The following is a 12,322-nucleotide window of genomic DNA, read 5'->3' on the forward strand; positions in this document are numbered from 1 at the left end:
CAGGAGGTCCTTGCCATGGCATTCGTCCATCGATTTTCCCCGCCGCAGCTGGTGCAGTCCGTGGCCCTGCTGGCGATCGTGGCCGGGGTGGCGACCTGGTCGTCGCTGCTGCTGACCCCCGCCGAGTCGCGCACCCCGCAGGCGCCGCCGCAAGCCCTGGCCGCCCAGGCGCAGAGCCCGGCGCAGCAGTGGTTTTCCAACCAGCCGCTGGCGCTGGACATCAAGGTCACCGGGCTGATGGCCAGCCCCCGCGGCGCGGTGGCGATCCTCAGCCTCAACGACGCGCCGCCGCGCAGTTTCCTGGTGGGCGAGCGCCTGGCCCAGGGCGTGCAACTGGTGGCCATCGAGGGCGACGGGGTGGTGATCGAGCGCGGCGGCGAGCGCTCGCGGCTGGATGTCAGCAAGTTGCCGGAAAGCCCGGCGTTGCCGGTGCTGACCCGGCAGTGATGGCTCTGTACGACAAGTGGCTGCACGCTGGAGCCTTCGGCGCTACGCAGGCCATGCCTAGCGGAGTCCCCTGTAGGAGCGAGCTTGCTCGCGATGGACCCGAGAACGCCGCGTTCATCCACTCAACACGCATTATCGTTAACGTCCATCGCGAGCAAGCTCGCTCCTACAGGGTTATTCCTTAGCGATTGGGGTTTTTTGGTGTGCGCGCAACCAGGGTGTCCAGGCGCGCCAGGGGCGGGGCCTCGCGGCTGCGGTCGAGGACCCGCACGCTGACCCGGGACAGCCGTGGGTCGGGGCTGGGCGCGATGTTCTGTTCGCAGCGCAGCTTGAGCCGGCCCTGATCGCATTCGATGTTTTTGGTCCCGGGCGGCAGGCGGCCTTCCAGGCGCAGCTCCGCCAGGCGCGACTGGGCCGCCAGCAAGGCGATGGATTTATCCCGCAACAAACCATTGCTCTGGGTCATCAAGCCGGCCACGCGGATCGCCGCCGACATGGCCACGGCGATGATCGCCAGCGCCACCAGCACCTCGATCAGGGTGAAACCCCGCTGTTTAGCGGCTGGCGGTCCGGCGGGTCGTTTGAGTAGTGGCTGGCGTGGCCCCGGCATGGACGTCTCGTGGCGCAAATGGAGGCTTGCAGGCTACATGGCAAATTTGACCGATTGGCTACGGACGCTCCCGAGCAACGTCAATATCACTGACATATTTTCTTGTAACACTGCCCGACGAATCGAAATCAAGCCAAGGAACGTCGAGATGGATGTCGTGCGCTTCACGTCACACCCCCAGCCTCATCTTCAGCCCCGCCTCCAGCCCCGCCGCCCACGCGGACAGGGCGGTTTCACCCTGATCGAGATCATGGTGGTGGTGGTCATTCTCGGGATCCTCGCCGCGATGGTGGTGCCCAAGGTACTCGACCGTCCGGACCAGGCCCGGGCCACCGCGGCCAAGCAGGACATCGGCGGGCTGATGCAGGCCCTCAAGCTCTATCGCCTCGACCACGGCACCTACCCGAGCATGAACCAGGGCCTGAAAGTGCTGGTGGAGCGCCCGGCGGATGCCAAGAACAGCAACTGGCGCTCCTACCTGGAACGCCTGCCCAACGATCCCTGGGGCCGTCCTTACCATTACCTGAACCCGGGGGCCAATGGCGAAGTGGATGTGTTCTCCCTGGGGGCCGACGGCCAGCCAGACGGTGACGGCGTGAATGCCGATATCGGCTCCTGGCAGTTGTAAGCGCCGCCATGACAGCCCGTTCGCCGACAGCGGCGAAACAGCGTGGCATGGCCATTATCAGCGCCTTGTTGATCGCCGCCGTGGTGGCGGTGATCGCCGGCGGCATGCTGACCCGCCAGACCCTGTTCACCCGCGGGCTGGAAAGCGAGCAGCTGCGGGTCCAGGGCAGTTGGCAGTTGCAGGGCGGCATGGAGGTCAGCCGCCAGCGCCTGTGGGAAGACCGCCAGCGCGACGTGCTGACCCGCCTCGACCAGAACTGGGCGCGGCCGATCCAGCTCGCGGCCCTGGGCCCCGGCACCGGGCCGTTCGAGGGGCGGCTGGAGGACGAGCAGAGCAAGTTCAACCTGCGTAATCTGCTGGCCAATGACCGGCTCGACCCGTTGCAGATAGAGAATTTCCAGCGCCTGTGCGAGCTGCTCGGGGTCAACGCGACCCTGGGCCAGCGCATCAGCCAGCGGGTGATCGCGTCCTACCCACGGCAGTTGAGCCCGGAGGGCACGGCGGCGCCGGTCAATAACGGTTTCCACAGCGGTCGCGACACTTCGCCCGAGGCCGCGCGCAAACCGCTGCTGGCCAAGCAACCGATGCTGCGCAGTCTCGACGACTTGCTGGGGGTGAACGGCGTCGATGAAAAGCTGCTGGCGCGCCTGCAACCCTTTGTCACCATCCTGCCGGCCAATACCTGGGTCAACGGCAACACCGCCAGCGCCGAAGTGCTCGCCGCGACCGTGCCGGGGCTGGCGCTGCCACGGGCCAAGGCACTGATCGCCGAGCGCGACAGCGGCCAGTGGTTCATCAATCAGGGTGACTTCATCAACCGCCTGCGCATGCCGCAGGTACCGGCGGACGCGGTGCGGGTCGGCATCACCAGCGAATGGTTCCGCCTGCAAGGCCAGGCCCGTGGCGAGCGGCGCCGGGTCAAGCTGCTGGCCTTGCTGCACCGCAGCGAAGACAACATGCCCCGAGTGATCTGGTCGCGGGTGGGCGTATGAGCCGCTTGCGCGTCAGCCTGCCGCCCTTGCATTCGCTGACGGCCGAGAGCCGGGTGAGCTTTGCCCGGCTCCAGGCTAAGGAAGGCCAGGTCAAGGAAGCCGGCGAAGCCAGCCTGATGCAACTGGGGCAGATGCCCAAGGCGCCGGCGGTGGAGTGTTTCCTGCACCCCGAGGACAGCCTGCTGGCGAGTATCGAGCTACCGGCCCTGGCGCCGGCCAAGGTCAGCGCGGCGGTGGCCTGTGCCGCCCAGGCGCTGATTCTCGGCCACAGCGACAGCCTGTACGTGGCCCACAGCCCGCGTGACAGCGACGGCCAGGTGCACATCAGCTGGTTGCCGCGCGAGGCGCTGGCGCGGCTCGGCCAGGTGCTGGAGCAGTCCGGCCTGAAACTGCGCGGCCTGTACCCGGCGCCCTATGCCTTGCCGGTGCCGGCGGCGGGCCAGTTGAGCGCCTGCCTGCAAGACCAGCACCTGTTGCTGCGCCATAGCCCGCGGCAGGGCAGTGTGCAACCGCTACCCGAAGATGCCTTGCAGGCGTTGCTGGCCAACGGCGCCGGGTTGCAATGGATAGGCGAGGCGGCCCCGCCAGCGGCCCTGGAGCAACTGCCGGACAGCTGCCGCTGGACCGGCCAGGCACCCGACTGGGGCCTGCACGGCGGGGTGCAGGACAACAGCGCTCGCCAGCAGGGCTGGGGTCGTGCCGCGGCGCTGTGCGCGGTGGCGCTGGTGGTCTGGACCCTGGGCCTGAACCTGTACGCCGCGCGCCAGGCGGCCCAGGGCCAGCAGCTCAAGGCGCAGATGAGCCAACGGGTGCAGCAGGTGTTCCCGGAATTGCCGGTGATCCTCAACCCCCTGCAACAGGCGCGTCAGCAACTGGCGGCGCGGCAGAGCGGGGCCAGCGGCGACGCTCCGCACAGCTTCAACAGCCTGGTGCTGCAGGCCAGCAATGCCATGCCTTTCGTGATCGGCGGGGTCGAGCGTTTGAACTATCAGAACGGCGAATTGCAGCTGAGCCTGCTCAGCGACACCCGTGTCCCTGCGCCCGACAGCGGCTGGCAGGGCCTGCTGACCCAGGCCGGGCTCGAAGCCAGCCCCGGCGACCAGGGCTGGACCCTGCGCGCCGCCACAGGCACGGCGACCGGCGCGGTGCCGATGGAAGCCGACGACAGCGAGGAAGACGAGGATGAATAAGCTGAACCTCAGCCGTTACCGGCAACGCTGGCAGCGTCAGGCCGCCCAGGCACAGCTGTACTGGAGCGGCCTGGCCCTGCGCGAGAAACGCCTGCTGGCCGGCGCGGCGGCGCTGCTGGGTGGCCTGTTGGTGTGGCTGGTGCTGATCGAGCCGGCGCTGGACAAGATCGATTACTGGCAGGCCGAGCTTCCCAAGCTGCGCTCCCAGTCCGAAGCCCTGGAGCTGGTGCTGCACCAGGCCGGCGGGCCCCGTGGCGGCGAGCCGGGGCAGAGCCTGGAGCAGTCCTTGCGCCAGACCCTGGATGCCGCCGGCCTGCAGGGGCTGTACCAGTTGCAGCTGGCGGGCGAGGGCGAGCCCCAGGCCTGGCACTTGAGTTTTCAAGAGGCCCCGGCGGATGCCGTGGTCGGTTGGCTGCTGGGCAATCCCCGGCAGTTTTCCCTGGAAGTGGTGGAGGCCCGCCTGCAACGCGCGGGGCCGGCCGACATCGATGGCACGGCAGGCAAACTGTCCGGAACCGTTCGCATGGATCAGGCGCTTGGCGCTAAGGAAGCTTCATGAAGTGGTCAGGTTCTTTTTACGCCCGCCAATCGCGCAAGGCGCTGCCCTTGCTCCTGCTGGGGCCGCTGGCCCTGGCGCTGGCGGCGTGCAGTCACAACCAGGAGCCACAGCCACCGTTGCTGGTGGACAGCGAACTGGGGCGGCCGCTGGGCGAGACCAATCGCAGTGGCGGCGATGTGGTGGCCGAGCGGGAGCGGGCCCAGGCGCAACAGACCCAGCGTCCCAAATTCCAGCATCCGATCAGCCGGGCGGGACGCGCGCCCGGTGCTCCCGCCGCCAGCAGCACCGTGGTGCGCAATCCCCTGGGTGACCAGCCGGTGCGCCTGAATTTCGTCGATGTCGATATCCAGGCCGTGGTCCGGGCGCTGGCGCGTTCCACCGGCCAGCAGTTCCTGGTGGACCCGCGGGTCAAGGGCAACCTGACCCTGGTCAGCGAAGGCGAAGTGCCGGCCCACCAGGCCTACGACATGCTGCTGGCTGCCCTGCGCATGCAGGGCTTCAGCGTGGTGGATGTCGGCGGCGTGGCCCAGGTGGTGCCGGAAGCCGACGCCAAGCTGCTCGGCGGGCCGATCTACAACGCCGGCAAGCCGTCGGCCAACGGCATGCTGACCCGCACCTTCCGCCTGCAATACGAAAACGCGGTGAACCTGATCCCGGTGCTGCGCCCGATCGTGTCGCCGAACAACCCGATCAACGCCTACCCGGGCAACAACAGCATCGTCATCACCGACTACGCCGAGAACCTCACCCGGGTGGCGCAGATCATCGAAGGCATCGACATTCCCAGCGCCCTGGACACCGACGTGGTGCCGGTGCAGAACGGCATCGCCGTGGACATCGCCGGCATGGTCTCCGAGCTGCTGGAAACCCAGGGCGCCGACCCGACCCAGAAGGTCAGCGTGGTCGGCGACCCGCGTTCCAACTCGATCATCATCCGCACCGGCAGCCCCGAGCGCACTGAGCTTGCGCGCAACCTGATCTACAAGCTGGACAACGCCCAGAGCAACCCGAGCAACCTGCACGTGGTGTACCTGCGCAACGCCCAGGCCGGCAAGCTGGCCCAGGCCCTGCGCGGCCTGCTCACCGGCGAGAGCGACAGCGGCACCGGCGACAACGCGCGGGCCATGCTCGGCAGCATGGGCGGCATGAGCCAGGGCGGCAGTTCCAGCAGCGGCCAGAGCGGCAGTGCCAGCTCCACCAGTGGCAGCTCCAGCCTCGGCGGCGGCAGCTCCGGCAGCGGTTATGCCCAGGGCGGCAGTTCCAGCAGCAGCCAGGGCGGCACCCAGGCCTCCGACCAGAACACTGCCTTCAGCGCCGGCGGCGTGACCATCCAGGCCGATGCCACCACCAACACCTTGCTGATTTCCGCGCCGGAACCGCTGTACCGCAACCTGCGCGAAGTCATCGACATGCTCGACCAGCGTCGCGCCCAGGTGGTGATCGAAAGCCTGATCGTCGAAGTCAACGAAGACGACGCCGCCGAATTCGGCGTGCAGTGGCAGACCGGCAACCTCGGTGGCAGCGGCGTCATCGGCGGCGCCAACCTCGGCGGCAGCGGCCTCAACCTCAACGGCAAGACCAGCATCGATGTGCTGCCCCAGGGCCTCAACGTCGGCTTGGTCAACGGCACCGTGGACATCCCCGGGATCGGCAAGATCCTCGACCTCAAGGTGCTGGCCCGGGCCCTGAAGAGCAAGGGCGGGAACAACGTGCTGTCGACCCCGAACCTGCTGACCCTGGACAACGAAGCGGCGAGCATCTTCGTCGGCCAGACCATTCCCTTCGTCACCGGCAGCTACGTCACCGGCGGTGGCGGCAACAGCAACAACCCGTTCCAGACCGTGCAGCGCGAAGAAGTCGGCCTGAAGCTGAATGTGCGGCCACAGATTTCCGAGGGCGGCACGGTCAAGCTCGACATCTATCAGGAGGTCAGCAGCGTCGACCAGCGCGCCTCGGTGCAGGCCGGCACCGTGACCAACAAGCGCGCGATCGACACCAGCATCCTGCTCGACGACGGCCAGATCATGGTCCTCGGCGGCCTGCTGCAGGACGGCTACAGCCAGAGCAACAACGCGGTGCCGTGGCTGTCGACCATCCCCGGGATCGGCGCGCTGTTTCGCAACGAAAGCCGTTCGACCAACAAGACCAACCTGATGGTGTTCCTGCGGCCCTACATCATTCGCGACAGCGCCGCGGGACGCAGCATCACCCTCAACCGCTACGACTTCATGCGCCGCGCCCAGGGCGGCCTGCAGCCGGACCGCAGCTGGGCCATGCCGGACATGCAGGCGCCGCAATTGCCGACGGCGGAGCAGGGGGTGCCGGGGGTTGTGCCGGTGTCGGTGCCAGCGCCGAATTCGGGGCAGGTGCCGAGGGCGAGGATCAGGGCGGTGCCGGTGCAATGAGTTCGCTTGTTGTGGTTATGCGCCGGGTGTCTGACGGGGTACATATCCGTTGCTGCGGTAATGGCGGCTTAGGGTTCCGCCCTTACGGCGGGGGCGGGGTACATATCCGGTACTGCGGTCACGGCGGCTGGCGGTTTCGCCCTTACGGCGACTCACTTTTTTCAAACGCCAAAAAAGTAAGCAAAAACGCTCGCCCCTCCATTCGGTGCCTCGCTAGGGCTCGGCATGCCCTCACTCCGGCATTGCTCCGGGGGCACGCCGCCACAGGCCATCCATGGCCTGGGGCGGCTAGCGCGGCATCCCTGCCGCGCTACCCCCTGCGCAACGCCTGCGTTCGGCCTCTGGGAAAGGGGCGGGTGGATCAAGGGCAAGATCAAAAGCCAAAGCAACAGCCAAAGCCAAGCGCGTTTTACGCGCTTCTTGTAGCCGCTGCCGCAGGCTGCGATCGGCTGCGCAGCAGACGCAAAACCATCCACCTCGATCTGCCTGATGCACCGCGCCGCCTGGCTTGGCGTGCGCTGCGCGCCCGATCGCAGCCTGCGGCAGCGGCTACAGGGAACGTGTTCTCAGACAGGCCGACCGGCAGGTCGCCTCGCGTTGTTTTTGATTTTCTTGCCCCGTCGGGAGGCCGAGTGGAGGTTCTGCGCAGTGGGCAACCCGGCAGGGATGCCGGGTTAGCCGCCCCAGGCCATGGATGGCCTGTGGCGGCGGCCCACGGAGCAGGACCGGAGCGAGGGAATCCGAGCCTTGGCGAGGACCGGACGCTTGGGGCAAGAGCCTTTGGTTACTTTGGGCTCTTCAAAGTGACCCGCCGTAAGGGCGGAACCCTAAGCCGCCGTTACCGCAGCAACGGATATGTACACGGTCAAGCCCACGACCACGGCCAAGCCCAGGAGTTACTCCCATGAGCCCCCAACTCCCTTACGCCTGGGCCAAATCCCAACGCATCCTCCTGCGCCATGGCGAGGAGGGCGCCGTACTCCTGGTCTGCCCCTCGACCCCCGGCTGGTCGATCAGCGAAGCGCGCCGCCAGTTCGGCCCGGCGCGGCTGGAGCGGGTGCGCGACGAAGAACTCGATGGCCTGCTGGCCAGCGCCTATTCCGACACCGGCAGCGCCGCTGCGGTGGTCGGCGCCGCCGAGAACGAGGTCGACCTCGACCGCCTGATGCAGGACATCCCGGAAATCACCGACCTGCTGGACACCCAGGACGGCGCGCCGGTGATCCGCATGATCAACGCCTTGCTGACCCAGGCCGCGCGGGACGAGGCCAGCGATATCCATATCGAGCCCTATGAAAGCCATTCGGTGGTGCGCTACCGGGTCGACGGCACGCTGCGCGACGTGGTCTCGCCGCGCAAGGCCCTGCATGGCGCGCTGGTGTCGCGGATCAAGATCATGGCCCAGCTCGACATCGCCGAAAAACGCCTGCCGCAGGACGGCCGCATTGCCTTGCGCGTGGCCGGGCGGCCCATCGATATCCGCGTGTCCACGGTGCCCACCGGGCACGGCGAAAGGGTGGTGATGCGTCTGCTGGACAAACAGGCCGGGCGCCTGCAACTGGAAACCTTAGGCATGGACCCCCAGGTGCTGAGCAAGCTCGACCACCTGATCCGCCAGCCCCACGGCATCGTGCTGGTCACCGGCCCCACCGGCAGCGGCAAGACCACCAGCCTTTATGCCGCCCTGGCGCGGTTGGACGCCAGCACCAGCAATATCCTCACCGTCGAGGACCCGGTGGAATACGACCTGCCGGGGATCAGCCAGATCCAGGTCAACGCCAAGATCGACATGACCTTCGCCCTGGCCCTGCGCGCGATCCTGCGCCAGGACCCGGACATCATCATGATCGGCGAGATCCGCGACCTGGAAACCGCGCAGATCGCCGTGCAGGCTTCGCTCACCGGGCACCTGGTGCTGGCGACCCTGCACACCAACGACGCGGTGTCGGCGGTCAACCGCCTGATCGACATGGGCGTCGAGCCGTTCCTGCTGGCTTCGTCGATGCTCGGCGTGCTGGCCCAGCGCCTGGTGCGGCGCCTGTGCCCGCACTGCAAGGAAGAAGACCCGACCGCCCCCGGCACCTGGCGCCCGGTGGGCTGCCCGGCCTGCAACCAGGTCGGCTACAGCGGGCGGACCGGCATTCACGAACTGTTCTGCATCGACGATGACATTCGCAGCCTGATCCACCAGGGCGCCGACGAACAGGCGCTGCGCGCCGCCGCACGGCGCGCCGGGATGTTGAGCATGCGCGAGGACGGCGAGCGCTGGGTGCGCAGCGGCGCCACCGCCCCTGAAGAAATCCTGCGCGTAACCCGGGACGCCTGATGAACCGTTATCGCTACGAAGCCGCCGACGCCCTCGGCAAGATCGAGTCCGGGCACCTGGAAGCCGACAGCCAGAGCGCCGCTTTCGGCGTGCTGCGCAGCCGTGGGCTGACGGCGCTGATGGTGCAGGTCGAGAGCAACACGCCGAAGGCCGGTGGCGGGAGCCTGTTCAGCGCCAAGCTGTCGGACAACGACCTGGCCTGGGCCACCCGCCAGCTGGCCAGCCTGCTGGGCGCCAGCCTGCCGCTGGAGGCGGCGCTGAGCGCCACGGTCGAGCAAGCGGAAAAAAAACACATCGCCCAGACCCTCAGCGCGGTGCGCGCCGATGTGCGCAGCGGCATGCGCCTGGCCGAAGCCCTGGCGGCGCGGCCACGGGACTTCCCGGATATCTACCGGGCGCTGATCGCCGCCGGCGAAGAGTCGGGCGACCTGGCCCAGGTCATGGAGCGCCTGGCCGACTACATTGAGGAGCGCAACACCCTGCGCGGCAAGATCCTCACCGCCTTCATCTACCCCGGCGTGGTGGGGCTGGTCTCGGTGGGCATCGTGATCTTCCTGCTCAGCTACGTGGTGCCCCAGGTGGTCAGCGCCTTTTCCCAGGCGCGCCAGGATCTGCCGGGGCTGACCCTGGCGATGCTCAACGCCAGCGATTTCATCCGCGCCTGGGGTTGGTTGTGTTTCGGCGTGCTGGCCGGCGGCTTCTGGAGCTGGCGTATGTACCTGCGCAACCCCCAGGCCCGCTTGAACTGGCACAGCCGGGTGCTGCGCCTGCCGCTGATCGGGCGTTTCGTACTGGGCCTGAACACCGCGCGCTTCGCCTCGACCCTGGCGATCCTCGGCGGAGCCGGGGTGCCGCTGCTGCGCGCCCTGGAAGCGGCGCGCCAGACCCTGTCCAACGACCGCCTGAGCCAGAGCGTCAGCGACGCCACCGCCAAGGTCCGCGAAGGCGTCAACCTCGCCGCCGCGCTGCGGGTGGAAAAAGTCTTCCCGCCGGTGCTGATCCACCTGATCGCCAGCGGCGAAAAAACCGGCGCCCTGCCACCCATGCTCGAACGCGCCGCGCAAACCCTGTCCCGCGACATCGAACGCCGCGCCATGGGCATGACCGCCTTGCTCGAACCGCTGATGATCGTGGTCATGGGCGGGGTGGTGCTGGTGATCGTCATGGCGGTGCTGCTGCCGATCATCGAGATCAATCAGCTGGTGCAGTAAAGGTATCGATTGCCGGCTCGCTTTTCTGTAGGAGCGAGCTCGCTCGCGAAAAAGACTCAAGGCAGCGGGATGTTTCGGCAAGAACCGCGTCAAGGTTCAGGGCCATCGCGAGCAAGCTCGCTCCTACAGGGGTAGCCTCGGTCCGGAGAATTTTTTCCGCCTCGTCCTCACCACCCGAGCGCCGAATCCGCCGAACTCGGGTTCCTCGTTCTGTCATGCACAACCACCCCCAGCGCCCCCAGCCCAAGACCCGCGCCGCGCCTGGCCAAGAGCTGGCAAAAGGCCCCGCGACACCTCGCTGTCACCTGCGTCGAAAAGCCCGTGCCAGGGCCCTCGAACACCCGAGAAAGTTTTTGAAAATCAAGGCCTTTCTCCCGAGGTTTTTTCCTTTATCTGTCACCGGAAACTGCGAACTTCTTACCCATGGCCTCACCCCGCACAACGCTCTCAGAGCAGGGCAGAGGAGCTGAGCGCCATGGCGTCATGCAAGAACCATTGACCTCCGTATACACACGACGAAAGGAGATTCTTCATGTTTAAGCGCACTATGATCGCAGCTTCCCTGGCCGTAGCGGCTCTGGCTTCGGCCCAATCGATGGCGGCTGTTGTGGGTGGCGGTGCCACTCTGCCTGAGAAGCTCTACAACGGTGCTTCGCCTCTGCCACGTCTGCTGCCGGCAGACTTCAGCTACACCGGTGTCGGCAGCGGCGGTGGCAAGACCGCTTTCCTGACCAACGCTCCTGCTTCAATCAACCAGCCAGCCGGTACTCCAGTGGACTACGCCGGTAGCGATTCGGTACTCAGCCAGACCGAACTGGACAACTACAACAGTGCCTACGGCGCCACCTTTGGCAAACTGGTCCAGATTCCATCGGTCGGTACTTCGGTCACCGTTCCGTACAAGAAATCCGGTACCACCAACCTGCAACTGACCGGTGCACAGCTGTGCAACATCTTCTCCGGTGCAGTGACCACCTGGGGTCAGATCCTGAATAACACCGATGCTACCCCGATCAAGGTCATCTACCGTTCCGGCAGCAGCGGCACCACCGAGTTGTTCACCCGTTTCCTCAATGATTCCTGCCCTACCCAGTTCGGTGTCAGCAGCACTTTCACTGTTGCCAGCATCGGTGCCGAGCCTGCCAACTCGCAAGCCGTTTCCGGCAGCGGCGCAGTGGTGACAGCGGTCAACGCCACCGATGGCGCCATCGGTTATGTCAGCCCAGACTATGTCTCTGCCAACAACAACGCCGTGGTTGCTCGCGTCAGCAAAAACGCCGTAGCCGCCGGTACCGCTCCACTGCCAAGCCTGGCCAACACCACCGCGGCCCTGGGCACTGCTCCAGTACCGGCTAACGCTACCGAGCGTGCCAATCCGTTGAAGTGGGTGCCAACCTTCGGTTCCGCCGCCGGTGACACCGCTGTACCAACAGGCGCCAACCAGTACCCGATCGTGGGTTACACCAACCTGCTGGTAGGCCAGTGCTACAAGACCGCTGCCGATGCCACTGCCATCCGCAACTTCCTGACCGACCTGTACACCGGCGTGAAAAACTCCACCATCGCCGCCCACTCCTTCGCCGTTGTGCCGAACACCAGCGCAACACCGACCAACCTGGCTGGCGAAATCAAGAAAACCTTCCTCGACAACGCCTATGGCGATGGCCTGGATATCGCCAACATCAGCGTTTGCAACGGCAAAGGTCGTTTGTAAGCCGCGCGCAGGAAGCTCCACCCGGCCACAGGATATGGCCACTTGAACACCCATCGGTAGTGGCCTGGTTGGCGCTACCGATGTTGTTTTTCCAACCCTGGTGATCTGCAGATCTTGCAGTCAGGGCGACTTCCCCTCACTAGCTTTTATTGCCCCGTTCGGGTTGCTCGATAGCGCATGGCCAGGGTCACTCGTGCCGTCGTATCAGAGCTCAACCCCATTGTTATCAGGAGATTGCTC

Annotated in this window: 10 protein-coding genes; 9 read left to right on the forward strand and 1 reads right to left on the reverse strand. The window is 66.5% G+C overall.

All coding sequences use genetic code 11. From position 1 onward, the window contains the following. Nucleotides 1-15: 15 nt before the first annotated feature. Nucleotides 16-447: a type II secretion system protein N gene (locus AC3RCP_RS14790; RefSeq protein ID WP_007930664.1), complete on the forward strand. Its 432-nt coding sequence runs from the start codon at nt 16-18 to the stop codon at nt 445-447. A gap of 181 nt (nt 448-628) precedes the next feature. On the opposite strand, the gene gspI is transcribed toward AC3RCP_RS14790, so the two are convergent. Continuing rightward, complete coding sequence (gene gspI / locus AC3RCP_RS14795; RefSeq protein ID WP_101337809.1) at nt 629-1,057, reverse strand: type II secretion system minor pseudopilin GspI; 429 nt, start codon at nt 1,055-1,057, stop codon at nt 629-631. Nucleotides 1,058-1,205: 148 nt separating this feature from the next. Here gspI and gspG point away from each other — a divergent pair, with 148 nt between their 5' ends. The 8 genes from gspG (at nt 1,206) to AC3RCP_RS14835 (ending at nt 12,082) form a co-directional block, all read left to right on the forward strand. Beyond that, on the forward strand, nt 1,206-1,685 hold the full coding sequence (gene gspG, locus AC3RCP_RS14800; RefSeq protein WP_016704695.1) for a type II secretion system major pseudopilin GspG: 480 nt from the start codon (nt 1,206-1,208) through the stop codon (nt 1,683-1,685). An 8-nt stretch (nt 1,686-1,693) separates the two neighbouring features. Then, on the forward strand, nt 1,694-2,677 hold the full coding sequence (gene gspK, locus AC3RCP_RS14805) for a type II secretion system minor pseudopilin GspK (RefSeq protein ID WP_492570197.1): 984 nt from the start codon (nt 1,694-1,696) through the stop codon (nt 2,675-2,677). Continuing rightward, entirely contained in the window at nt 2,674-3,867 is a 1,194-nt protein-coding gene (gspL, locus tag AC3RCP_RS14810; protein WP_492570199.1) for a type II secretion system protein GspL, read from the forward strand. The genes gspK and gspL overlap by 4 nt, the downstream gene beginning before the upstream one ends. After that, entirely contained in the window at nt 3,860-4,426 is a 567-nt protein-coding gene (locus AC3RCP_RS14815) for a type II secretion system protein M (RefSeq protein WP_492570201.1), read from the forward strand. The genes gspL and AC3RCP_RS14815 overlap by 8 nt, the downstream gene beginning before the upstream one ends. Next, on the forward strand, nt 4,423-6,831 hold the full coding sequence (gene gspD, locus AC3RCP_RS14820) for a type II secretion system secretin GspD (RefSeq protein ID WP_492570203.1): 2,409 nt from the start codon (nt 4,423-4,425) through the stop codon (nt 6,829-6,831). Before AC3RCP_RS14815 ends, gspD begins: the two co-directional genes overlap by 4 nt. Nucleotides 6,832-7,735: 904 nt before the next feature. Beyond that, a complete protein-coding gene (gene gspE / locus AC3RCP_RS14825) occupies nt 7,736-9,157 on the forward strand; it encodes a type II secretion system ATPase GspE (RefSeq protein ID WP_492570205.1) in 1,422 nt (473 codons plus the stop codon). Beyond that, a complete protein-coding gene (gene gspF, locus AC3RCP_RS14830; RefSeq protein ID WP_087091134.1) occupies nt 9,157-10,368 on the forward strand; it encodes a type II secretion system inner membrane protein GspF in 1,212 nt (403 codons plus the stop codon). The genes gspE and gspF overlap by 1 nt, the downstream gene beginning before the upstream one ends. A gap of 532 nt (nt 10,369-10,900) precedes the next feature. After that, nucleotides 10,901-12,082 carry a substrate-binding domain-containing protein gene (locus AC3RCP_RS14835; RefSeq protein WP_492570206.1) on the forward strand — a complete coding sequence of 394 codons (1,182 nt, stop codon included), beginning with the start codon at nt 10,901-10,903 and terminating at the stop codon, nt 12,080-12,082. Nucleotides 12,083-12,322: the final 240 nt, after the last annotated feature.

It is taken from the genome of Pseudomonas sp. GW822-FHT05A08 (genome assembly GCF_058800485.1).

Coding starts and splice junctions, on each gene's coding strand:
- AC3RCP_RS14790 (WP_007930664.1), top strand. CDS start 16: ATGGCATTCGTCCATCGATTTTCCCCGCCGCAGCTGGTGCAGTCCGTG.
- gspI (WP_101337809.1), bottom strand. CDS start 1,057: ATGCCGGGGCCACGCCAGCCACTACTCAAACGACCCGCCGGACCGCCA.
- gspG (WP_016704695.1), top strand. CDS start 1,206: ATGGATGTCGTGCGCTTCACGTCACACCCCCAGCCTCATCTTCAGCCC.
- gspK (WP_492570197.1), top strand. CDS start 1,694: ATGACAGCCCGTTCGCCGACAGCGGCGAAACAGCGTGGCATGGCCATT.
- gspL (WP_492570199.1), top strand. CDS start 2,674: ATGAGCCGCTTGCGCGTCAGCCTGCCGCCCTTGCATTCGCTGACGGCC.
- AC3RCP_RS14815 (WP_492570201.1), top strand. CDS start 3,860: ATGAATAAGCTGAACCTCAGCCGTTACCGGCAACGCTGGCAGCGTCAG.
- gspD (WP_492570203.1), top strand. CDS start 4,423: ATGAAGTGGTCAGGTTCTTTTTACGCCCGCCAATCGCGCAAGGCGCTG.
- gspE (WP_492570205.1), top strand. CDS start 7,736: ATGAGCCCCCAACTCCCTTACGCCTGGGCCAAATCCCAACGCATCCTC.
- gspF (WP_087091134.1), top strand. CDS start 9,157: ATGAACCGTTATCGCTACGAAGCCGCCGACGCCCTCGGCAAGATCGAG.
- AC3RCP_RS14835 (WP_492570206.1), top strand. CDS start 10,901: ATGTTTAAGCGCACTATGATCGCAGCTTCCCTGGCCGTAGCGGCTCTG.